We start from the raw sequence: 22,648 nt of genomic DNA on the forward strand, positions 1-22,648 counted from the left end.
GGAATGTCACGAATGACCTGGTACTTCAGTACCTCGCGACGCACAGCCCAGATGCTACCGACGTAAGTCGGTAGTGGTTCACTTTCTTCAAATATCTCCGCGCACGCGGGCGGCCTCTCATTGCCCCGGATCAATCTGCCGGCATGTCGCGCACGCGGGTGCCCTCATCATCGCGCGGCACGTCATCCACGGTCGTCTCAACCGGTTTGATGGCTTCGGTCGCCGCGTCCTCAATCGGTTTGGGCAATGTGTCGAGTGCCATGCGCATCGGCGGCGCTTTGCCCTGCTTGTCCTCCCCGAAATAGATCGTCTGATGCGGGAACGGGATCTCGATCCCGCGCTCGTCAAAGATCCGCTTGAGGATCGTCTTATAGGCCCGCCCCATGCCCCATTGCTTGCCCGGTTTGGTCTTGATCCGCGCGCGCACCACGACGGCACTGTCGCCAAATGCGTTCACGCCGAACCATTCCAGATCGGCCAGAATGTCCTTGCCGTACTCTTCGCTTGCCCGCAGCTCGTCGAACGCGTCATGCATGGCCTGTTTCGCGTCCTCCACACTTTCGCGGTAGGCGATGCCCATATCCTCCACATGGAAGGAAAACTCCTTCATGAAGTTCGACACGGAGCTGACAGAGCTGAACGGGATCACATGATAAACCCCGTTCAGATCACGCAAGGAGACGGAGCGCACGGTGAGCTTTTCCACCACCCCGGTGGTGCCGCCAAGGTTAACGACATCGCCCACATTCACTGCGTTCTCAAACTGGATGAACACGCCAGTGATGATGTCCTCCACCATCTTTTGCGCGCCAAACCCGATGGCGAGGCCCAACACGCCCGCCGAGGCGATCAATGGCGCGATGTTAAGCCCGAGTTCCGACAGCGCCACCATCAGCGTGATAATCAGGAGCGCGATTGTCACCGCGTTGCGCAGCAGCGTCAGCAGCGTCGCCTCTCGCGCGGTCGGCACGCTCCCGAAATCGGGGTTCAGCCGATACTCCACCCAAGAGGACAGCGCCAGCCACGCAAGAAAGCTGAACAGCAGCACAAATGTCACGCTGAACGCGACGCCCAACAGGCTCAGCCCTGCCGGGCTACCGAGCCAGCCAAAGGCGTCGGTCAGTCCCGACAAATCGCTGATGATCAGCACCACGGCGGCAATCACGATCAGCCGCACCGCGCCCAGAAGCTTCGGCACCAGCCCGTTGAGCCGCCGCTCCAAAAGCGGCAGGCGCAGGCGCACCCGCTCGGGCAGGCGCACACCGCGCTGCATCGCCCGCGTCAGCATCGCGATCACGACCATGCCCGCGACGAAAGACGCGACCGCGATGGCCGTGCCTTCCAACATCGGGCCAAGCACCCCGATGGGCCGCGTCAGCACCACCACCATCAGCGCCAGCAGATAGAGGATCACCGGCACGTTCCAGATGTCGCTCAGCAGTATGAGGAGTTTCGTATCACCGATCCGGCCCATGCCGTTCTTGAGCCATTCCGCGACCGGGCGGCGATAGCCGATGGCAAGCCCGATCCCCATCAGGATGACCAGCACGCCAATCGCAATTCCAACCGACTGACCCGAGAAAAAGCCGACCTGCTGGCGCACCACGGGCGTGACCAACAAGATGCCATAGCCCAGAAACGCGGTCGCCACCGTGCCCCAGCGATAAAGCACACGGGACGGATGATCGCCCAGCCCGGTGAGCCGCAGCCCCGCGCTGTTGGGCGAAAAGACGGTGCGCAAAAGCGCCTTGCTGACCTGCACCACCAAAAACGCGTTGAGGTAGAGGGATTGCACCAATTCAATCTCCCCCGCCGTCCCGGAGAACGCCAGCACCAGCCCGTAGCCCGATGCCCAGGCCAGCGCCACGACCGTCAGGTCCAACAGCATCGACAGGCTGGCAAGCAGGATCGTCCCGCCCCAGCCCATTGCCGCCGCCCGCTGCGCCAGCCGCTGATCGAGCCTCCGCGCGATCATGCGCAGCACCAGATAGGCGGCATAGGTCACAAAGATGGTGAAGGCGAGCTTGGTCAACAGATCGACGACAAGGTCCATATCCACCGCCGTCTGCACGGTCGCGAAGGTGGATGGCAGGTTGCGCACCGCGCTCATGAATTGCGCGACGCCGCTTGCCGTGCCTTCCGCGATGGATTGGGACAGTTCGGCCAGTTGCCGCACCAGCGTGAGCGGCGCGTCAGCCAGCGCGGTGGTGTCGGCTTCGGCCTCAGCGGCCACGGCCGCGTCTTCTTCGGCGCTGGATGCTGCCGCGCCGCTGCCGTCTGTGGTGTCGAGCGTGCGGAGCGCCTCGATCAGGGCGGCGCGGGTCTGCTCATCGGTCAGGGCCTCGATAAGTGTGTTGATCTGACTGCCCGCGGCATCACTGGCTGCCGCGGCGACATCCGCGCCACTCGCATCGGCGGGGGCGGCGCTGTCCTCTTGTGCGACGGCCAATGTGGCGAACAGGATCAACAGGGTGGTCAACGCCAGACGGACAAAAGCCATGGATGCCTCATTCAGATGGCGCCCAACCGGGCGCGCGCGGTGTCATTCTCAGGAGGTAACGCCCCACACGGGGATTTCGATCCCTGACATAGCCAGTTTTTACAGGGGCAAATAGCCGGTGCGTGGGAAATTTTGGTGGCGGGGGGGAGACTTGAACTCCCGACCTCACGATTATGAGTCGTGCGCTCTAACCAGCTGAGCTACCCAGCCACGCTGCGGGGGTGAATACGCAACGGGCGCGGGGGCGTCAAGCGCCTATCGGGGAATAAAGTACCGCGCGGGCCAATGCTTGCCCACTTTCCATCGCGTCACCCACCGTCGGGCCAAGGCACCAGTCCCCGGCAAGCCCGATATGCTGGTCCGCGTCCCACAGAAATGGCTGCCCCATGGGCATCTCCGTTAGGCCATAGCGCCAGCGATGCCCGGCGAGGTAGGCAGGCTCCGGCGCGCCCGTGGCCTCACGAAACGCCGCGATCAGGGCTGCGGCGATCGCTGGTTTGTCGTTCTCCACATGGGCGGCACTATAGGCTGGGGTGGCATGCAGCACCCACGCGTCCATCTTGCCCCGGCCCGGCTTGGCGCTGTTGTGGATCGCTTTTCCAATCGGCTCGGGCCAGTCCGCGACGCCCCGCACGGGGGCCTCGAACGCGGCCATCGCCGTCAGCACCGGTGCCATGCGCACCGCATCCAGCCCCGCGAACCCCGCGGCCCGCGCGCCCAGCAGCGCCACCGCCTGCGGATGCGGAATGGCCAACAGCACCGCGTCATAAGCCCGCTGATCGCCGCCCTCCACCCGCCAGTGATCGCCATGCCGGTGCAGGCCCGTGACCCCCCGCTTTTTCTTGACCCGCAGCCCGTCCGCGAGGTGTTTGCCAAGGCTGCTCATGCCCGGCCGGGCCAGCACGCCGCCCTGCCATTCGGCAAAGCCGTCCATCGGGAAATCCAGCGGCAGGTTATGGGCGACCGGCGCGCCATGATCGAAATTGCACAGATCGGTGCGCCGCGTGGCGCAGCGCCCGCCCAGACCACCGGATTTGTCGAAAACGGTGACGCTGTGCCCCTCGGCATCAAGGATGCGCGCGGCCGACAGCCCCGCCACGCCTGCGCCGATGATTGCGATCTCCATGCCTGTGCACTCCTGTCCCAGCCCGGCCCATTTGTTGCGCGGGGGGTGGGATTGGTCAAGTGTGTCCGAGGCTTAGCCGGAGGACACCCAGCTTGGCTTGCGCTTGTCAAAGAAGGCGGCGATGCCTTCCTGCGCCTCCGGGCTGTCCCACGCATCGGCGAGCCGCGCGACCGTATCCTCGATCACCGCGTCGTCGATGCGGGGGCCAAGGGCGCGCGCCAGCGCCTTTGAGCGGGCCACGGCACCGGGTGCGGCGCTGAGGTACGGCTTCACCTCCCGCGCGATCGCCTCGTCCAGCTCCGTCACCGGCACCGCGCGGGCAGCAAGGCCAAGGCGCACGGCCTCCTCTGCGCTGAACAGGCGGGCCGACATGAACACCTGCCGCGCGCGCCCCTCGCCCATGCGCGCGATCACATAAGGGGAGATCGTGGCCGGGATCAGGCCAAGCCGCGTCTCCGTCAGCCCAAACCGGGGATGATCCGCAATGATGCACACATCACAGACCGACATCATGCCGATGCCCCCGCCAAAGGCCTGACCCTGCACCCGCCCGATCAGCGGCTTTGGCAGGGTATTGAGCGCCCCGAGCATCCCCGCGAGCGTGCGCGCCTCCGCCATCCGGGTGGCGCGGTCGGCGGCGAATTGCTCTCGCATCCAGCCCAGATCACCGCCCGCGCAGAAACTCTCCCCCGCGCCGGTCAGGATCACGACGCGGCTGTCATCCTGCGCGAGCCTTGCTGCCGCGTCGGTCAATTCATGGATCATCCGCGACGACAGCGCGTTGTGCTTATCCGGGCGGTTGAGCGTCAGCGTGGCGATGCCGCGCGTGTCCGTCTCAAGCGTGATTGTCTCGTATGTCATTGATATAAAAGGCTTTCATCTTCGAGGGCGGTAGCGTAACAGATATCAACCTCCGCCAGATGTGCCATCATCACGGGCGAAACGGTGGCGCGCAGCCCGGCGCGCAGGGCGGTGGCCTGACCGCGCGGTGTGCGCAAAAAGGTCTGGTTCGCGACGATCTGCTGCACGGGCGACCAGCCCGCGCCAGTGGTCGTGAAACCGCCCTGCGCGGTGAACGCGGCCTCAATGCAGGTCGGGATAGAGCCGGGGCAGGTCGCCTCACACATCACATGCAGCGGCACCGCATCGGGCAGTGCCATCAACGTGCCCTGAAGGGCGCTGCGGGCCTCATCGGTCTTGGGTTGGTTATACCGCGCGGGCAGATTGCCATGGCGGAAAAGCCCGGTCAGCGTGCGGATGCGCTGGTGTTCCGCATCGGGCACCCGGCCTTCCAGCGTGAAAAGCCGCCCATAGGCCATCAATGCAGGCAGTGCACCTGCGTCCCATGAGGCTTGTAATTGTTGATCCATCTGGGCGACGGTTTCGGCGGATGGGTCGCTTTCCAACATGCGGCTCCAGACATTTGAGATCAGGCTTGGCGGAACGATCCCGTCCTCTATCAGGGGAATAAGCGCGCGGGCCCGTCCCTCGGGATAGGTCTCAGAAGCAAGGATGCGGATCGTGTGACGCCAGTCATCCGCCTCGGAGAGGGTAACAAGATCTTCCAGCGTCTCCGTCCGGCGATAGCTGCGTAACAGCCGGTCCGCCGCCGGGTGCGCGCCCTCCAGCCGGTTTTGCCAAAGGGTGCCGTTGCTGTCGCGCGCCAGCGCGCGGCGCTCCGCTCGGTCCAGCGTGGCAAGATAGGGAGAGGACAGGTCCGGCTCCCGCATCATCACCATCAGCCACATCTGCGCGGCGATATTGCCCTGATCGGCTTCGGCATGGAGGACGGGCAGGGCAAGTTCGTCCTCATCCTGTAGCCAGTTGAACAGGGCCGCGATGAAATTTGGCGCCATCATGCCGGGAATGGGCGCGTCCGTCTGCGCCACTGCCCGCAGCGGGAGGGAGAGGGCAATCAGGATCAGGAGGGCCCGCAGGATCATGGTGCGTCTTTCGTGCGAAGGGAGCGGGCAAACGCCGCCGCCGCGTCAAGTTTGGCAGGGTCGATCCCGGTGGTGAACCCCTTTTCGGTCATCAATGCCAGCACGGCCTCTGTCGCGACATTGCCTTTCGCGCCGGGGGCATAGGGGCAGCCGCCGAGCCCGCCCACCGCAGCGTCAAAGGTGCGAAGCCCGTGTTCCAGACAGACCGCGATATTATCGAGCGCGCGCCCGCGCGTGTCGTGGAAATGGCCAGCAAGCTGTGCGGCTGGCACGACCTCCTGCACCGCATGGAGCATGGCATTGGTCGTCTCGGGCGTTGCCGCCCCGATCGTGTCGCCAAGGGAGATTTCATAGCAGCCCGCCTTGACCAACGCGCGCGCCACAAGTGCCACGGATGCCGGGTGTACCGGGCCGTCATAGGGGCAATGGGTGACGCAGGAGACATAGCCGCGCACCGGGATGCCCGCCTCTTTCGCGGCTGAGGCCACGGGGCGCAACCGATCAAGGCTTTCGGCAATCGTGGCGTTGATATTGGCTTTTGAGAACCCTTCGGAGGCGGAGGCGAAAATCGCGACCTCATCGGCGCGGGCGGCCATGGCACCCTCCAACCCTTTCATGTTGGGGGTCAGGACCGCGTAGGTCAGGCCGGGCGCGCGGGTGATGCCCGCCATCACCTCTGCCGCATCGGCCATTTGCGGCACCCAGCGGGGAGAGACGAAGCTGGTCACTTCGATCTTTTGCAGCCCCGTGGCACTGAGCATGTCGGTCAGGCGGATTTTGTCCGCCGTCGCGATCTGAGCCTTTTCGTTTTGCAGCCCGTCGCGCGGGCCCATTTCAAAGATCGTGACATGCTCGCTCATGGTCTGGCCTTCGGGTTGTGTGGTGGGGGCGGAAGCCTCCGGCGGGAGGTATTTTTGGAAAAAAGAAATGGGTTAGGGCGTTTCTGGCTCCAAAGTCAGGAGGATGTCGCCGTCGCTGACTTGGGTGCCGGGGGCAGCCCCCAGAGTGGCGACGACGCCGTCGCGGGGCGCGGTGAGGGTATGCTCCATTTTCATGGCTTCCAGCACCATCAGAGCGTCACCTTTTGTGACCTGTGCGCCTTCCGTGGTCATCACCAGTTTGACGAGGCCGGGCATCGGGGCCGTGATGCTGTCGCCGCCCGTCGCATCCGCCGCCGCCGTGAGCGGATCGACGCGGGTAAAGACATGGGGCGTTGCGCCCTCAAACACCGTGATCCGGTCGCCAGAGACCGCGTGATCCAATTGTTTCGCGCGCGAAACATCGTCAACCTCCACGCCATCCGGGTGGATCGTGACGCGGGCAGTGTGGGGGGTCTCGTCATGGGTGAGGGTGACGGAATGGGTCAGCGGCTGCCACAGGGTGAAGCCCTGCCTGCCTTTACCATTCGTTAACCCAAGGGCCGCAATGGCTGCGGTCGCACGGGCCTGCGGGGAGGGGGCGGGTAGGGCCGTGAGCGCATCCTGATCCCGGCCAATCAGCCCGGTGTCCACCTCCCCCCGGCGGAACCCGTCATGGCGGCACAGAGCGGCGAGGAAGGGCAGGTTCGTCAGGGAGCCCGCGACGCGGGTGTCCTCCAGCGCCTTGAGAAGTGCGCCAAGGGCCGCGTCCCGGTTCGGGCCATGGGTGATGATCTTGGCAATCATCGGGTCGTAATGCGGGGTGATCGTGTCGCCTGCGCGGATGCCACTATCGGCCCGCGCGACATCGGGGAAGGAGAGATGCGTCAGCGTGCCAGTGGCGGGCAGAAAACCGCGCGCCGCGTCCTCCGCGTAAAGCCGTGCCTCAAAGGCGTGTCCGATCAGCGGCACGTCCTCCTGCGCCATCGGGAGCGGCTCGCCAGAGGCGACGCGCAACTGCCATTCGACAAGGTCGATGCCCGTGATCGCCTCCGTCACTGGATGCTCGACCTGTAGGCGGGTGTTCATTTCCATGAACCAGAATTTGTCAGGGTGCAGGCCATCGCCGCCATCCACGATGAACTCGATGGTGCCCGCGCCGGAATAGCCGATCGCCTCTGCCGCCTTTACGGCCGCGTCGCCCATCGCTGTGCGCATCTCAAGGGTCATGCCGGGGGCCGGGGCCTCCTCGATCACCTTTTGGTGGCGGCGCTGGAGGGAGCAGTCGCGCTCATTGAGGTGGATGGCGCGGGTGCCATCGCCAAAGACCTGCACTTCGATATGGCGGGGGGTGGTGATCCATTTCTCGATGAGGACGGCGGGGTCGCCAAAGCTGGCTTGGCCCTCGCGCTGTGCGCCTTCGAGCATGGACATGAAATCCTTTGGATCGTCGACCTTGCGCATCCCTTTGCCACCGCCACCGGCGCGGGCCTTGATGAGGACAGGATAGCCGATCTTGTCCGCCTCGGCGGCGAGGAAGGCCGGATCCTGCTCCGCACCGTGATAGCCGGGCACGACCGGAACGCCCGCCTGCTCCATCAGTTTCTTTGCGGCATCCTTGAGCCCCATCGCGCGGATCGCGTCGGCGGAAGGGCCGATGAAGGTGAGGCCAGCCGCCTCCACCGCGTCCACGAAATCGGGGTTCTCGGACAGAAAGCCATAGCCGGGATGGATCGCCTCCGCCCCCGTATCAAGCGCCGCTTGGATGATGCGGTCGCCCTTGAGATAACTGTCCGCCACGGGGGGCGGGCCGATATGCACCGCCTCATCCGCCATGGCGACATGTTTGGCCTGCGCGTCCGCGTCGGAATAAACCGCGATCGTGCGTACGCCCATGCGGGCGGCGGTTTCCATCACGCGGCAAGCAATCTCGCCCCGGTTGGCGATAAGGATCTTTCGGAACATCAGGAATTCTCCCCCGATTGGATGATGGCGCACCAGTTGGGGCGCGTGCCGCCGTCATAAGGCAGGGCATAGCCCGCCTGGGCCATGAGATCGCCCGCCGGGCGGCTGTTGAGTGTCATGAGGATGCGGGGCTGGCCGCGTGTATTCTGACCGTAAAGCGTGAGGTCGGTGGTGGTTGCGGCGTCCAGCAGGGTTTCAAGGTGGCGTTTGGCAGCGAAGCCAAGGATTGCCTCTTCGGCGCATTTGGGATTGGTGATCTCGGGCGCGTCGAAGGGGATGAGTTGGGCGGTTTGCTCGGGCAGGCCGGGGCAGATGAGGCGCACGGTGTCACCATCGACGACGCTCGTCACAGCGCAGGCGGTGCCGTCATCGCTGGTGCAGGCGGCGAGCAGCAGGGGTATGGCAAGCGCACGGATCATGACGCGGGGCAGAATTGCGGGGCAGGCGCGCCCGTGGGCCAGACCTGCCCGGTGGCGAGCAGGCTTTGCGCGGCGTCCTGCCCGTCAAGCGTGATGCGGGCCTCCCGGATGCCACCCACCACGCCCGTGGGGATGATGGAGACGGCCTCGGCGCGCGCAAACAGCGCCTCCGTTGTGAGGTAGGCTTGTCGCGCGGCGGCATGCCCGGCGGCGCAGGTCGGCGTGTCGATGTCGGGCGCGGTGATGCCCGCGATGCGGACCGGAAAGATGCTGCCATCGGTGCAGGACAACACCACCCGGTCGCCAGCGGCGACGCGCGCCACAGCGCAGGGCGGCTCAGTTCCCGCGCAGCCCGCCAGCAGCAGGACCGACAGCGCCAACGGGCCCTGCCACATCCGGGTGAAGCGGGGTCGTGGGTGCGGGGTGCGTGACGGCGTTGTGACCGGGCGCGCGTGGGGGCCAGCACCTGTTGATTGCTCTCCGCCAATGGATTGCGGTGCAGTGCGATCCCCGCCGCGATGCGGGCTGCGCGTGGGGTGCAGTGGTTGGGGCGCGAGGGTGATCCCGGCTACTGTCGGTGACGGGTGGCGCGGTGTTTGGTCCTGCAACGCGGCGGCGTCTTTCGGCTCACCCCCTACGGCCAGGTTCGCCGATTGGGCGCAGGGGATCAGGCCACGGACCGGACGTCGAGCGGAGCCTTCGCCCAGAATGACTGTTGCGGGACCATCCTCCCGAGGATGGGGGGTGCCGGGCGTTACCACCATGAGCTGCTCTCCCCGTCCTGCATATGGGCGCGGACATAGGCAGGCAGGGGCCATGCTTCATAATCCATGCCGGTGAGCTTGCCCGGTGTGCCGCTCCGATAGGCGTAGCTGTAGAGTTCGCGGTGGAGCGTGATGGTGATGCGCGACAGGGCGTCCTCCACCCGCTCTTTGGTTTCCTCTACCTCCGCCTCGATCTGCCGCGCGCGGCGGCGTTTGCGTTTGTCGGTGTCGAGCCCGAGGGCCGCGAGCAGGACGAGGTTCACCACAATGGTGCTGACGAGCGCGACGGGAAACAGAAGCGTTGAGCCGAAATCAATCCAGCCCCAGCTTTTGCCCTGCCCGTTCTGGCGGCGCATCGCTTCGAATTCGCGCGCGAACACCTCCCGGAATTGGCGGGCAAAGCGGCGGCGATCAAAGTCACTGCGGCCCGCCCAGATGCGCAAGCGGGGGCGGACGAACAGGCCGCGTTTGGAGCGCTCCATGAATTGCTCGAAATCGAACTGGAAGAAGTAATCCTCCGGGTCCAGAGAGTTGTGCACCAGATACACGTCGATATCGGCATCCCGCGTCAGGGTCGGCATCTCAACCGACCGGACGGAGCCGATCACCTTGGCCAGCAGGGCCGCCGGGGTGGACGTGATGCGGGTCAGCATCACATGCGGAACACGCCGAAACGTGTCTCCTTGATCGGGGCTTGCAGGCTGGCGCGGAGGGACAGGGCCAGCACGTCGCGGCTTTTGCGGGGGTCGATGATGCCATCATCCCACAGCCGGGCGGAGGCGTAGAGAGGATGCGATTGTTCCTCGAACATCTGGATCGTGGGCGCCTTGAACGCGGCTTCTTCGTCGGCTGACCATGTGCCGCCCTTCCGCTCGATCCCGTCGCGGCGGACGGTGGCGAGCACGCCTGCCGCCTGCTCCCCGCCCATCACCGAAATCCGGCTGTTGGGCCATGTCCACAGGAAGCGCGGTTGATAGGCGCGCCCGCTCATCCCGTAATTGCCCGCGCCGAAGGAGCCACCGACAAGCATGGTGATTTTCGGCACATTGGTGCAGGCGACCGCCGTGACCATCTTGGCCCCGTGCCGCGCGATGCCCTCATTCTCATATTTCCGCCCGACCATGAAGCCGGTGATGTTTTGCAGGAAAACTAAAGGGATGCCGCGTTGCGAGCACAGCTCAACGAAATGCGCGCCCTTTTGCGCGGCTTCGGAGAACAGGACGCCATTATTGGCGATGATGCCCACGGGGCAGCCCTCGACATGGGCGAACCCCGTCACAAGCGTGGTGCCAAACCGGGCCTTGAACTCATCAAAGCGGGAGCCATCGACGAGCCGGGCGATCACTTCGCGGATATCGTAGGGCGTGCGCAGATCGGCGGGGACGACGCCGAATATCTCCGCCGGGTCATAGGCGGGTGGCTCCGGGCTTTGCCATTCGACGGTGGCGGGTTCGGTGCGGTTCAGCCCCGCAACAGCCTGCCGCGCGAGGGCGAGCGCGTGGGCGTCATCCTCCGCCAGATAATCCGCGACGCCAGAGAGGCGCGTGTGCACGTCGCCGCCGCCCAAATCCTCTGCCGTCACGACCTCCCCCGTTGCGGCCTTCACCAATGGCGGGCCCGCGAGGAAGATGGTGCCCTGTTCCTTCACGATGATCGTGACGTCAGACATGGCGGGGACATAGGCGCCGCCTGCCGTGCAGCTTCCCATCACGACGGCGATTTGCGGGATGCCAGCGGCGCTCATCCGCGCCTGATTGTAGAAGATGCGCCCGAAATGGTCGCGGTCGGGGAACACTTCGTCCTGATTGGGCAGGTTCGCGCCGCCGCTATCGACGAGGTAGATGCAGGGGAGGTTATTCTCCGCCGCGATTTCCTGCGCGCGGAGGTGTTTCTTGACCGTCATGGGGTAGTAGGTGCCGCCCTTCACGGTGGCGTCGTTGCACACGACCATGCAGGTGCGGCCCGACACTTGGCCGATGCCCGCGATCACGCCCGCGCAGGGGGCTGCATTGTCGTAAAGGCCATGGGCCGCCGTCGCGCCCACTTCAAGGAAGGGCGCGCCGGGATCAAGCAGGTTCGCAACCCGCTCACGGGGCGGCATTTTCCCGCGAGAGACATGCCGCTCCAGCGCCTTCGGCCCACCGCCTGCCGCCGCGAGTGCTGCGGCCTCGGCCACCTGCGCAAGGGCCGCCTCATGCGCGGCGGTGTTGGCGCGGAATTGCTCGGACCCGGGGAGGGCTTGGGAGGTGAGTTTCATGTCTGTGTCCTAGCCAAAGGAGGAATGTTTCGTGCGGGCGGCAAAGCCGGCCAGCGCCCGTCCCGCCCGGCCCGGCCGGACGCTGGTCTTGTTCTTCGGTCCTGTCATCCCGCCTCCTTCGCCGCGCGGGCGCGGAGGTCTTTGCGGATGATCTTGCCGGTGACGGTCATCGGCAGGCTGTCCACGAAGGCGATTTCGCGGGGGTATTCGTAGGCCGCGAGTTTGGATTTGACGTGGGATTTGAGCGCGTCGCGGGTGGCCTCATCGGGCGCCACGCCGTCGCGCAGGATGACATAGGCTTTCACGATCTCGGTCCGCTGAGGATCAGGTTTGCCAACCACGCCGACGCTGGCCACCGCGTCGTGGCGCATTAAGCAATCCTCAATCTCCGCCGGGCCGATGCGGTAGCCAGCGGATGTGATCACATCATCATCGCGGCCTACAAAGCGGATAAAACCGTCCTGCGCCACGCCGCGATCCCCCGTCAGAAGCCATTCGCCGCGAAACTTGGCCGCCGTCGCCTCCGGGTTGTTCCAATATTCCAGCATCATCACGGGAGAGCCGCGCCGGATCGCGATATCGCCCTCGCCCGCCTCATCCGTGTCGATCACCGCGACGTCATGGCCCGGCACCACGCGACCAATCGCACCGGGGCGGGGGCTAAACAGCGCGCCGCAGCTTGACAGCACCATGTTGCATTCGGTCTGGCCGTAAAATTCGTTGATCGTGACGCCCAGCGCCTCCTGCCCCCATGCCAGCATCTCTGCGCCCAGAGGCTCCCCGCCGCAGGCCACAGTGCGCAGGCCGGGCAGGGCCATGCCTTCGGCCTTGAGCATCCGCAGGGCCGTGGGCGGGAAGAACACGTTGCGCACGCCCGCGCCCGCGATCACGTCGCGGCAGGCGGCGGCGTTGAATTTCGGCAACCGCGCGGCAACGACAGGCACGCCATGGTGCAGGCCCGGCATCAGCACATCCAGCAGGCCACCGATCCATGCCCAATCCGCCGGGGTCCACAGCACGTCCCCCCGCTGGGGCAAGAGGTCATGGGACATCTCGACACCGGGCAGATGGCCAAGCAGCACCCGGTGGCCATGCAACGCCCCTTTGGGCGCGCCCGTGGTGCCGGAGGTATAGATCAGGATCGCCGGATCATCGGGGCCAGTGTCGGCGGGCGCGAAATCGGTGGCGTAGCTGCCCAGCGCAATTTCCTCCGGCACGATCACATGGGCAAGCTCGGGCAGACGGGCGCGCAGGGGCGCGATCAGCGCGGCCCCGGCGGCATCGGTGATCACGGCGCGCGCCCCGCAATCGCTGAGCCGGGACAAAAGCGCCTCCTCCCCAAAGAGCGAAAAGAGCGGCATGGAGATGCCCCCGAGCTTCCACGCGGCGATATGGCCCGCCGCCGTTTCCACCGATTGCGGGCGCAGGATGCCGATCCGGTCCCCGGCTGCGACGCCAAGGGAGGTCAGCAGATTGGCAAACTGGTTCGACAGATCGCGCAGGGTGGCGTAGCTGATGTCGTTTCGCACGCCTTGGGTCATGTCGATGATGGCGGTGCGGTCCGGCTCCGCCTTTGCCCAGCGGTCACAGACATCAACGCCGATATTGTAGCGCGCGGGGATGTCCCATGCAAAATCGGCGGTGAGCGCCTCGTATGTGTCCGCTTGGGGCAGCATCAGCCCGCCTCATCCTTGGGCGCGGGCAGGAGCCCTTGCGCGTTGAGCCAGCGTTGGCGGTAAGCATAGCGCGCGGCGCGGCTCACATCAGTCTGAAAGCTGGCGTTGATCCCCGCGCCCAGCACAGCGCCCGCGATCGGGATGATCTGTGCCGCCTTGCGCTGCGCCAGATCAGTGCCAAGCTGGCGCGCGATCCGCTCCACCGCTTTGTCCACGACCCAGTCGAGCCCCTCTTTCGCCACCGTGCCGCCGATCCCGCGCGCCATTTGGTTGATCCGGGAGATGGCCCCGGCGCGGGCCTCCGTCGCGGATGTGGTGGCAAGCTCCAGTACGGTGAGGCGGAACATGCGCTCGTCATCTGTATTGGCGGCAAAGCCATAGGCCATGCCCGTGGCGCGCACATTGCGTGCAGCGAGGGTCATGGTGGCAGGAATATCCACGGCCATGCCCGCGCCACCGAACCAGCCCGCCCCCGCGCCGGACGCCGCATTGGCCCCCATTGCCCACGCCTGCGCGCGCAGGGCTGCGGCATCACAGGCGGGCAGGTCGCGCGTGTCATGCGTCATGTCGGGCAGGGTTGCAGCGGCCACACGGTCCGCCGCGTCCAGCGCCTGCCGCATGGCAGAGGGCGGCACGACCTGTCGCACGACGGAGCCAAGCGGCGCGGTGATCGCCTCCGCCCCACGGCCAAGGCGGGTCGCGCGATGCTCCTCAAACGCGCGCTGCTCATCCAGTACGCGGGCGATGGCGTCAGTGAGGTCAGGGCGGGTGGCGGGTGGTTTGGTCATGCGGAGACCCTCCCAAGGGAGCGGGAGCGCAGGCGCGCCGGACCACGAAGTGCCCCCACATCCGCCGCAACGCCGCTGCGAGGGGTGATAAGCGATACCTGTCTTTCACTCAGCATGGTCCGTCTCCCTGTTCCGTTAGGAGAGCATATAGGGATTTAGGCCGTCACCTTCATCAATTCGCGACCGCATAGCATCCGGCGGATTTCGGACGTACCAGCGCCGATTTCCATCAGTTTCGCGTCGCGCATGATGCGGGAGACGGGGCTGTCATTCATGAAGCCCGCGCCGCCCGTGGCCTGCACCGCTTGGATCGCTTGCAGCATCGCCTGTTCAGAGCAGTAGAGTACGCAGGCCGCCGCGTCCTGCCGGGTGACCTGCCCCCGGTCGCAGGCCGCCGCGACGGCATAAAGATAGGCGCGCGACGTGTTCATCGCGGTGTACATATCCGCGATCTTGCCCTGCATCAGTTGGAAATCCCCGATGGGTTTGCCGAACTGTTTGCGCTCATGCATATAGGGCATGATGTGATCGAGCATCGCGTGCATCAGGCCAACGCCGATGCCCGACAGCACCACACGCTCATAATCCAAGCCGGACATCAGGACGCGCACGCCGCCGTTTTCCTCGCCCAAAATATTCTCGAACGGCACTTCCACATCGTTGAAGGTCAGCTCCGCCGTGTCGGAGCCGCGCATCCCCAGCTTGTCGAAATGCGGCCCGACGGAGAAGCCGGTCATCTCCCGCTCAATGAGGAAGGCCGTGATCCCCTTGGACCCTTCGCCCGTTTTGGCATAGACGACGAGCGTGCTGGCCTGCGGGCTGTTGGTGATCCAGTATTTGTTGCCATTGAGGATAAAGCGGTCATTGCGCTTTTCCGCCTTCAGGGACATCGACACCACGTCTGATCCCGCACCCGCCTCTGACATGGCGAGGGAGCCGACATGCTCCCCGCTGATCAGTTTGGGCAGGTAGCGCGCCTTTTGCTCCGCCGTGCCGTTGAGCGCGATCTGGTTCACGCACAGGTTCGAATGCGCGCCATAGCTGAGGGAGACAGAGGCGCTGGCGCGCGCGATTTCCTCCACCGCGACGCAATGGGCGAGATAGCCCATGCCCGCGCCGCCATCCTCCTCCGGGACGGTGATGCCCAGAAGGCCAAGCTCCCCCATCTCCTGCCACAGCTCTGCGGGGAAAGCATTGTTGCGGTCGATATCGGCGGCCATCGGGGCGACGCGCTCTTGCGCCCAACGGTGAACCATATCGCGCAGCGCTTCGATATCCTCGCCCAGTGCGAAATTCATGGATGCGTGGAACATGCAGATTCTCCCCGAAAGCAGTGGCTTTGTCGCCTTTGGAAATTATCTGAACATACGTTCAATTAAAAAGCAAGCGGGATGAAGAGGAAGGCTCGGGCACAAGGACATGCTCGCTTATGTTGAAACAGGAGCCGGTCCAGCGGCCGTCCGAGGGGGCCGCACTGAAGGTTGGTTTAGGCGATTTATCGTGAAGAAGACCCTCATAGGTCAGCAGTGAGGAGGTGTTGCAAAGCGGCCGCCTGGGGGCGGGCGGCCGCTGGACCGGCGCCTTCGGCTTGATTGCGGTCCGGTTGAAGGTGTTGAACGACGCTTTGCAAGCCATTCCCATCGCCCTATAAGCAGCCTCAACAGACAGGAGGCTGCCCATGCGCCGCGCGACCGTGACCCGCAAAACCGCTGAAACTGATATCTCCGTCGAGATCAATCTCGATGGGACGGGGATGTATGACAATCAGACGGGCGTTGGCTTTTTCGATCACATGCTGGACCAGCTTGCGCGCCATGCGCTGATCGACATGACCATCCGCTGCGCGGGCGATCTGCATATCGACGATCACCACACGGTTGAGGATGTGGGCATCGCACTTGGTCAGGCTCTAACACAGGCGGTGGGGGATAAGCGCGGGATCGTGCGCTATGGCGCCTGCCTGTTGCCGATGGATGACGCGCTGGTGCGCGCGGCGCTTGACCTCTCTGCCCGGCCCTATCTGGTGTGGAAGGTCGATTTCCCGACCCCGCAGATCAAGACATTCGACACCGAACTGGTGCGCGAGTTTTTTCAGGCGTTCAGCACCCATGGCGGGATCACCCTGCATGTTGAGGCGCTCGACGGGATCAACAGCCACCATATCGCGGAGGCCGCGTTCAAGGCCGTGGCGCGCGCCCTGCGTGACGCGCTTGAGACCGATCCGCGCAAGGCGGATGCGATCCCATCGACCAAGGGGATGTTATGAGCACCTGCGCGATTGTCGATTACGGGTCCGGCAACCTGCATTCGGCCCATAAGAGCTTCGAGCGCGCCGCGCGCGAAGGGGCGGGTGGCGATATCGTCGTCACCGCCGATCCGGAGGTCGTGCGCCGCGCGGACCGGATCGTGCTGCCGGGTGTGGGCGCATATGCCGATTGCCGCGCGGGCCTGATGGCCGTGCAGGGCATGTATGACGTGCTGGAAGAGCGGGTGAGCGCGGGCGTCCCGTTCTTTGGCATTTGTGTGGGGATGCAGCTTTTGGCCAGCGTGGGTCGCGAATTTGGCGACACGCCGGGATTTGGCTGGATACCGGGGGAGGTGGTGCCATTGCGCCCCGCTGACCCGGCGCTGAAAATCCCGCATATGGGCTGGAACGCGCTGGCGCTCGATCAGGTGCATCCGGTGTTTCAGGGCGTGGAGGAGGGCGAGCATGTCTATTTCGTGCATTCCTTCCACATGCTGCCCCAGAACGCGACACACCGGATCGCGACCGTGCATTACGGGCAAAGCGTGACCGCCGCCGTGGGCCGGGACACGATCATCGGCACGCAATTCCACCCAGAGAAAAGCCAGCGCACGGGCCTGCATGTGATCTCCAATTTCCTGACATGGGCGCCGTGACCATGCTTGGCCCGATCCTCGCGCAGATCGCGGAGGAGATGGCCGCCCTGCCCGAAAGCGGCGTGTCGGCGGATTACATCCTCGAGCTTGCCCGGATCGACCCGGATCAATTCGCGATTGCCGTCGTGACGGCGGATGGGCAGACCTTTACGGCGGGGTTGTCGGACACGGCCTTTACCATTCAGAGCGTATCAAAGGTGTTTGCACTGGCACTGTCGCTCGGTCATGTGGGTGACGCGTTGTGGCAGCGGGTAGGGGTGGAGCCATCGGGCCAGCGGTTTGATTCGATCCTCCAGCTTGAGCAGGAAAGGGGCCGCCCGCGCAATCCGTTCATCAATGCAGGTGCGATTGTCGTCACCGATACGCTGCTCGATGGGTGCGTCCCACGCGAGGCGCTGGGCGGGATGCTGCGATTCGTGCGGGAGGCCGCAGAGGATGACAGCATCCTGATTGACCCGGCGGTCGCCAAATCAGAGATCGCGACGGGTGCGCGGAATTTCGCGCTTGCCCATTACATGAAATCCCATGGCAATCTGGTCCATGCGCCGGAACTGGTGCTTGGAACCTATTTCCACCAATGCGCGATAGAGATGAATGTGGTGCAATTGGCCCGCGCGGGGCGGTTTCTGGCAAGCCTGCCCGATGTGCCACAACTGGTCAGTCCGGAGCGGGTGCGCCGGATCAATGCGCTGATGGTGACATGCGGGCATTATGACGGATCAGGCGATTTCGCGTTTCGGGTGGGCCTGCCAGGCAAAAGCGGCGTGGGGGGCGGCATTCTGGCCATCGCGCCGGGTCGCGCCAGCATCGCCGTCTGGTCGCCGGGGCTGAACGTGTATGGCAATTCATTGCGCGGCACCGTCGCGCTGGAGCGGTTGGCGGCATTGACCGGGTGGTCGGTGTTTGGCTAGGGCAGACAGCCAGACAGGCGCACACCATGGGAGTTTCGCGTCAACTGCGCGGGCACAGCTCAGGATTGCCACCGTTGAACATCCGGTGTGTCATAACGCTAAGCGTCACTTTTAACACATCAGAGCGTGCGCCTTCCTCAATCGCCAGCACCATCGCGGGCAATTCGCGGGGCGTTAGGCTCCGACCGGGATACAGTCGCTTGATGATCGCATCATGCAGTTCCTTCGTCAGCGTATCGCGGGCGCGCGCGGTGATGCTTGATTTGATAAACGCAAGGACAATGCCGCCGAAAAACCAAGTCACCGGGTGCCTGAATGTCAGATCGAACTTTGTTTTTCTGATACTCAGGAAGGCACCATCGGGCGACTGCCCTCCCCAAACATCGACAGGTGCGACCGAGAATTCCAGCCGGAAGGTCGCATCATGTCTGCCAAAAGCATGCACGACAACCGGACCTTCCGCGATGATGGTTTGACCATCGGCACGGAGCGACATGCTGGTAATCTCCGCGCGGTCGCCTGAGTCGTTCATCGGGATCACCATAGGGAAACCAAGATCGGCCAATATGCTGCTAGCAGGCAACTCAACCGAAAGAGCATTGGCCTGCGCAGGGCTTAACACGATGTCCGGATCGGAGGCCGCCTCGGGTGGCACCTCAAAAACCCCCGAGCGGAAGATATAGTGCCCCGTTTCGCCGTGCTGGAGGAGAAAGGTCGCTTGGGCCGCGCCTTCAAGGTCGAGCGTGATCGCGCGGCGATTGTCCGGTGTCACGGTCACATCCTTCACGCGCCGGACCGGCGGGCTGCCGCGATCTGCGAATGTCGTGTATGACAACGTATAATCGCCGATATCGGGTGGTGCTCCCGGGGCAAGTGGAGTGGACACAACCAGTCGGATGGGAAGTGTTGCCATGTCTTCGACCTCGCGTCTCAGTCTTGCTCAAAGACGGTTTCGAACCCGCCATAGATCATGCGCTTTCCGTCAAAGGGCATCTCGCCCATGCGGGCCTCCATCTGCGGGTCAGACATCATCTTTTCCATGCAGGCATGGGCGGTGGCCTGATCGGGCCATGTGATCCATGAGAACACGATCGCCTCGCCCTCGGCTCGTTTGACGGCCATGGGGAAAGAGGTGTGCTCCCCATCGGGGACGTCCACTTCCCAGTTTTCACGGACGGACAATGCGCCCAACTCCATGAAAATCTCGGCGGCGGCCTTGGCATGGGTGATGAAGTCGGCCTTGTTTTCCTGCGGCACAGCCGCGACGAAGCCCTGAACATAGGTCATGGTGTTCTCCCGTTGTGATGGGAGGAGTGTGCGGGAATGGCGCGTTTTTGGCAAAGGAATTGGACGCTAAGCCGGTCCAGCGGCCGCCCGAGGTGGGCGCCGCAACAGATATGCTCGCCACTTTATCGTGCCGCATCGCAGAATGGTCGTGCTTAGTGGCAGCGTGAAGAAGCGACCGCCTGTGCGGCGGGCGGTCGCTGGACCGGCGCCTTCGGCGTGATTCCGGTCCAAGATAATTCTGAAACGGTGCCTCAGTTCACCCGCGTCCAGTCCTGCCCACGGCAGATGAACAGCACGCAGCCCTTGACGGTCAGCGTGTCGCCATTGACCTGCATGTTGGATTTATAGGTCTTGTCATCATCCGGCGCCCAGATCGTGCCGTTGGCGTAACGCGTCGCGTCGAGCACCTCCATGTCTTCGATGATCATGCGGCCCGTGTGCTCGTATTCGGTATTCTCCCCGGTTGCCGACATGGCGCGCGCGATGGTACCACAGGTCAGCGCGGCGTCGCCGGCGCAGGGCTGGATGTTCACTTCGATCCAGTTGCCCTCTTCATTACGTTCGCTGGCCCACATGCCATGGGCCGCTTCGGCGATGGCGCTCGCGGGCATCAGCGCGATCAAGGCGGCGAGTGTCAGTTTTTTCATCGGTGTCTCCTCCCAGAGTAGTGTTTTCCCGGATCGTGAGAGAGACAGCCGCGCGGCGTCAACGGTGACGTAACGCCAGTTCTTTGCATTCCGTGGCGTTCCGCCCTAATGAGAGCGCGAATCCACCAAACCGGAGCCTGACCGATGATCCTTTACCCTGCGATTGACCTCAAGGATGGTGCCTGCGTGCGCCTGTATAAGGGCGAAATGGATCAGGTCACGGTGTTCAATGATGACCCGGCAGCACAGGCGAAGGCATTTGCCGATGCGGGATGCGAATGGCTGCATCTGGTCGATCTGAATGGCGCGTTTGCGGGGGCACCAGTGAACGCGGCAGCGGTTGAGGGTATTCTGGCGGCGGTGAGCGTGCCCGCCCAGCTTGGTGGCGGTATCCGCGATATGGCGACGATTGACGCGTGGCTCGGCAAGGGGCTGGCGCGCGTGATCCTTGGCACGGTGGCGGTGCGCAATCCCGCACTGGTGAAAGAGGCGGCGAAGGCCTTTCCGGGGCAGGTTGCCGTGGGCATCGACGCGCGCGGCGGCATGGTCGCCGTCGAAGGCTGGGCAGAGACGACCGACATGACCGCGCTTGATCTGGCGCGGCAATTCGAGGACGCGGGCGTTGCGGCCATCATCTATACCGATATTGACCGGGATGGCGCGATGCAGGGCCCGAATGTGGAGGCGACGGCGGCACTGGCGCGCGCCGTGTCCATCCCTGTGATTGCGAGCGGTGGCGTGTCCTCCATGGCGGACCTTCAGGCGCTGAAAGACACCGGTGCGCCGCTCAATGGCGCGATCTCTGGCCGCGCGCTCTATGACGGGGCGATCAACGTGCCGGATGCGGTGGCGCTGTTGCGCGGTTAAGAGAGATTGCCGCGCCGCCCGCTGCGGGGTAATCAGACACATCCCCCATGGAGGCCCCATGCTCAAGACCCGCATCATCCCCTGCCTTGACGTGAAAGACGGACGCGTCGTCAAGGGCGTCAATTTCGTGGACCTCATCGACGCGGGCGATCCGGTGGAAGCGGCCAAGGCCTATGACGCGGCGGGCGCGGATGAGCTGTGCTTCCTCGACATCGCGGCGACATTGGAAAATCGCGGCACATTGCATGATCTGGCGCGGCGCACGGCGGAGCAATGCTTCATGCCGCTGACCATCGGGGGCGGGGTGCGCACGCCCGACGATGTGCGCGCGCTGCTGCTCGCCGGGGCGGATAAGGTCAGCTTTAACTCTGCCGCTGTCGCGAACCCGGATGTGGTGGCGCAGGCCAGCAACAAGTTTGGCACGCAATGCATCGTGGTGGCGATAGACGCTAAGACCGTGGCCCCCGGCGAATGGCAAATCTTCACCCATGGCGGCACCCGTGCCACGGGGATCGACGCGGTGGCCTTCGCCCGCGAGATGGAGACGAAAGGCGCGGGGGAAATCCTGCTGACCTCGATGGATCGGGACGGCACGCGCGCGGGCTTTAACTTGCCGCTGACGCGCGCGATCAGTGATGCGGTGAATATTCCCGTGATCGCGTCGGGCGGGGTCGGCACGCTCGATCATCTGGTCGAGGGGGTGCGGGACGGGCACGCCAGCGCGGTGCTGGCCGCGTCGATCTTCCATTTCGGGGATTTCACGATTGCCGAGGCAAAAGCACATATGGCCGCCGCGGGCATTCCGATGAGGTTGACATGAGCGATGTTCTAAAGCGACTGGCCGCCACAATCGAGGCGCGCAAAGGGGCCGATCCGGCCTCTTCCCACACGGCGGCGCTGCTGGCGAAAGGCCCCGCGAAATGTGCGGAGAAATTCGGCGAAGAGGCGGTTGAGGCGATCATCGAAGCGGTACAGGGCAACCGCGAAAAGCTGACCTATGAGGCGGCGGATGTGCTCTACCACCTCACGGTGATGCTGGCGGCACAAGGTGTCGCGCTGGACGATGTGCTGGCCGAATTGGAACGGCGCGAGGGGCGGTCTGGCATCGCGGAGAAAGCGGCGCGTTAGAGCTTTCCCACCCATGTGATGGCGAGGATGAGGCCGAACATCACCGGTACCAGACCCAGCGCGCCGGTCACGAGCGCGGGCAGGCCAAACATTACGACAGACGCCATCCATGCGAGCACATAGCTTGCTCCAAACCAGAACGGCGCGTCCTCCTTGCCGTAAAACAGATCACGCAACAGCCAGCCGAGCACCGGGATGGAGAAAGTCAGTTTCGCGACGGCGGTCATAATGCGTATCCTTGTGTCAGGTTTTAACACGCTGCTATTTGGACACGCGCGCTGGAATTTCAGCGTGGCAGGCTGACGCGCGGCGCGACCGCACAGGACAACTCGCCACAGGCCGCTCCCGCACGCTGTTCAGTCGCGATGCTCCTTCCAGCCCTTGGGCCGGGCCGGCGCTGCGCGCCGGTTTAAGATTGCGCTGAGGTGTTTGAGGAACAGGCCTGTTCCTCAAATCACCCGTTCAATTGTGCTGCTACGATTCGCCCGCGCGTCAAGGCCGCTCGTTCCTCGGACCTTGACCCACGGCCGAATCGCGGTGGCTGCTCTAGCTGCGCTCGTCCCAATTCACTTTCTTCAAATATACCCCGCCGGAGGCACCGCCGCGCCGAAA

General features: G+C 64.5%; 23 protein-coding genes and 1 tRNA gene. 6 read left to right on the plus strand and 18 right to left on the minus strand.

Annotation, left to right across the window (positions count from 1 at the left end; translation table 11 throughout):
* Window positions 1–130: 130 nt before the first annotated feature.
* The 14 genes from FHS89_RS13885 to FHS89_RS13950 all read right to left on the minus strand — a co-directional run bounded on the left by FHS89_RS13885 (window position 131) and on the right by FHS89_RS13950 (window position 15,608).
* Window positions 131–2,500 (minus strand): mechanosensitive ion channel domain-containing protein, encoded by a 2,370-nt coding sequence (locus FHS89_RS13885; RefSeq protein WP_184012701.1) that lies wholly within the window; start codon window positions 2,498–2,500, stop codon window positions 131–133.
* Between the two features lie 133 nt (window positions 2,501–2,633).
* Window positions 2,634–2,710, minus strand: a tRNA-Met gene (locus FHS89_RS13890).
* Between the two features lie 37 nt (window positions 2,711–2,747).
* On the minus strand, window positions 2,748–3,626 hold the full coding sequence (locus FHS89_RS13895; protein WP_184012703.1) for an NAD(P)/FAD-dependent oxidoreductase: 879 nt from the start codon (window positions 3,624–3,626) through the stop codon (window positions 2,748–2,750).
* A 72-nt stretch (window positions 3,627–3,698) separates the two neighbouring features.
* Window positions 3,699–4,487 (minus strand): crotonase/enoyl-CoA hydratase family protein, encoded by a 789-nt coding sequence (locus tag FHS89_RS13900; protein WP_184012705.1) that lies wholly within the window; start codon window positions 4,485–4,487, stop codon window positions 3,699–3,701.
* The gene (locus FHS89_RS13905) at window positions 4,484–5,569 is read right to left on the minus strand and encodes a glycoside hydrolase family protein (RefSeq protein ID WP_184012707.1); all 1,086 of its coding nucleotides are present in this window, start codon (window positions 5,567–5,569) and stop codon (window positions 4,484–4,486) included. Before FHS89_RS13905 ends, FHS89_RS13900 begins: the two co-directional genes overlap by 4 nt.
* Window positions 5,566–6,429, minus strand: coding sequence for a hydroxymethylglutaryl-CoA lyase (locus FHS89_RS13910; RefSeq protein ID WP_184012709.1), 864 nt, complete (start codon window positions 6,427–6,429; stop codon window positions 5,566–5,568). Before FHS89_RS13910 ends, FHS89_RS13905 begins: the two co-directional genes overlap by 4 nt.
* 72 nt (window positions 6,430–6,501) lie before the next feature.
* On the minus strand, window positions 6,502–8,391 hold the full coding sequence (locus tag FHS89_RS13915) for an acetyl/propionyl/methylcrotonyl-CoA carboxylase subunit alpha (protein WP_184012711.1): 1,890 nt from the start codon (window positions 8,389–8,391) through the stop codon (window positions 6,502–6,504).
* Complete coding sequence (locus FHS89_RS13920) at window positions 8,391–8,810, minus strand: thermonuclease family protein (RefSeq protein WP_184012713.1); 420 nt, start codon at window positions 8,808–8,810, stop codon at window positions 8,391–8,393. Before FHS89_RS13920 ends, FHS89_RS13915 begins: the two co-directional genes overlap by 1 nt.
* Window positions 8,807–9,574: a hypothetical protein gene (locus tag FHS89_RS13925; RefSeq protein ID WP_184012716.1), complete on the minus strand. Its 768-nt coding sequence runs from the start codon at window positions 9,572–9,574 to the stop codon at window positions 8,807–8,809. The genes FHS89_RS13920 and FHS89_RS13925 overlap by 4 nt, the downstream gene beginning before the upstream one ends.
* On the minus strand, window positions 9,565–10,227 hold the full coding sequence (locus FHS89_RS13930; RefSeq protein WP_184012718.1) for a hypothetical protein: 663 nt from the start codon (window positions 10,225–10,227) through the stop codon (window positions 9,565–9,567). The genes FHS89_RS13925 and FHS89_RS13930 overlap by 10 nt, the downstream gene beginning before the upstream one ends.
* A complete protein-coding gene (locus tag FHS89_RS13935) occupies window positions 10,227–11,831 on the minus strand; it encodes a carboxyl transferase domain-containing protein (protein WP_184012720.1) in 1,605 nt (534 codons plus the stop codon). Before FHS89_RS13935 ends, FHS89_RS13930 begins: the two co-directional genes overlap by 1 nt.
* Before the next feature lie 104 nt (window positions 11,832–11,935).
* Window positions 11,936–13,507, minus strand: coding sequence for an AMP-binding protein (locus FHS89_RS13940; protein ID WP_184012722.1), 1,572 nt, complete (start codon window positions 13,505–13,507; stop codon window positions 11,936–11,938).
* Window positions 13,507–14,295, minus strand: a complete 789-nt coding sequence (locus tag FHS89_RS13945) for an EcsC family protein (RefSeq protein WP_184012724.1) — start codon at window positions 14,293–14,295, stop codon at window positions 13,507–13,509. The genes FHS89_RS13940 and FHS89_RS13945 overlap by 1 nt, the downstream gene beginning before the upstream one ends.
* Before the next feature lie 155 nt (window positions 14,296–14,450).
* Complete coding sequence (locus tag FHS89_RS13950) at window positions 14,451–15,608, minus strand: isovaleryl-CoA dehydrogenase (RefSeq protein WP_184012726.1); 1,158 nt, start codon at window positions 15,606–15,608, stop codon at window positions 14,451–14,453.
* A gap of 365 nt (window positions 15,609–15,973) precedes the next feature.
* Between FHS89_RS13950 and hisB the strand changes: the two genes are divergently transcribed.
* From hisB to FHS89_RS13965, 3 genes are read left to right on the plus strand one after another with little or no spacing between them, the layout of a single operon-like run.
* Window positions 15,974–16,561: an imidazoleglycerol-phosphate dehydratase HisB gene (gene hisB, locus FHS89_RS13955; RefSeq protein ID WP_184012728.1), complete on the plus strand. Its 588-nt coding sequence runs from the start codon at window positions 15,974–15,976 to the stop codon at window positions 16,559–16,561.
* Window positions 16,558–17,196 carry an imidazole glycerol phosphate synthase subunit HisH gene (gene hisH, locus FHS89_RS13960; protein WP_184012731.1) on the plus strand — a complete coding sequence of 213 codons (639 nt, stop codon included), beginning with the start codon at window positions 16,558–16,560 and terminating at the stop codon, window positions 17,194–17,196. Before hisB ends, hisH begins: the two co-directional genes overlap by 4 nt.
* Window positions 17,184–18,107, plus strand: a complete 924-nt coding sequence (locus tag FHS89_RS13965) for a glutaminase (protein ID WP_184012733.1) — start codon at window positions 17,184–17,186, stop codon at window positions 18,105–18,107. The genes hisH and FHS89_RS13965 overlap by 13 nt, the downstream gene beginning before the upstream one ends.
* A gap of 40 nt (window positions 18,108–18,147) precedes the next feature.
* Here the strand turns inward: FHS89_RS13965 and FHS89_RS13970 are convergent, their stop codons facing one another.
* The 3 genes from FHS89_RS13970 to FHS89_RS13980 form a co-directional block, all read right to left on the minus strand.
* Entirely contained in the window at window positions 18,148–19,020 is an 873-nt protein-coding gene (locus tag FHS89_RS13970; protein WP_184012735.1) for a hypothetical protein, read from the minus strand.
* Window positions 19,021–19,037: 17 nt separating this feature from the next.
* A complete protein-coding gene (locus FHS89_RS13975) occupies window positions 19,038–19,394 on the minus strand; it encodes a DUF1428 domain-containing protein (protein ID WP_184012737.1) in 357 nt (118 codons plus the stop codon).
* Window positions 19,395–19,645: 251 nt separating this feature from the next.
* Window positions 19,646–20,041 (minus strand): DUF2147 domain-containing protein, encoded by a 396-nt coding sequence (locus tag FHS89_RS13980; protein ID WP_184012739.1) that lies wholly within the window; start codon window positions 20,039–20,041, stop codon window positions 19,646–19,648.
* Between the two features lie 144 nt (window positions 20,042–20,185).
* Here FHS89_RS13980 and hisA point away from each other — a divergent pair, with 144 nt between their 5' ends.
* The 3 genes from hisA to FHS89_RS13995 are packed head-to-tail and all read left to right on the plus strand — an operon-like array spanning window position 20,186 to window position 22,036.
* On the plus strand, window positions 20,186–20,908 hold the full coding sequence (gene hisA / locus FHS89_RS13985) for a 1-(5-phosphoribosyl)-5-[(5-phosphoribosylamino)methylideneamino]imidazole-4-carboxamide isomerase (RefSeq protein WP_184012741.1): 723 nt from the start codon (window positions 20,186–20,188) through the stop codon (window positions 20,906–20,908).
* Between the two features lie 58 nt (window positions 20,909–20,966).
* The gene (gene hisF, locus FHS89_RS13990; protein WP_184012743.1) at window positions 20,967–21,728 is read left to right on the plus strand and encodes an imidazole glycerol phosphate synthase subunit HisF; all 762 of its coding nucleotides are present in this window, start codon (window positions 20,967–20,969) and stop codon (window positions 21,726–21,728) included.
* Entirely contained in the window at window positions 21,725–22,036 is a 312-nt protein-coding gene (locus tag FHS89_RS13995) for a phosphoribosyl-ATP diphosphatase (protein WP_184012745.1), read from the plus strand. Before hisF ends, FHS89_RS13995 begins: the two co-directional genes overlap by 4 nt.
* Here FHS89_RS13995 and FHS89_RS14000 read toward each other — a convergent pair.
* Complete coding sequence (locus tag FHS89_RS14000) at window positions 22,033–22,263, minus strand: hypothetical protein (protein ID WP_184012746.1); 231 nt, start codon at window positions 22,261–22,263, stop codon at window positions 22,033–22,035. The genes FHS89_RS13995 and FHS89_RS14000 overlap by 4 nt on opposite strands.
* Window positions 22,264–22,648 lie beyond the last annotated feature (385 nt).

This window comes from Rubricella aquisinus (genome assembly GCF_014199445.1).
GTDB classification, from domain to species: Bacteria; Pseudomonadota; Alphaproteobacteria; order Rhodobacterales; family Rhodobacteraceae; genus Rubricella; species Rubricella aquisinus.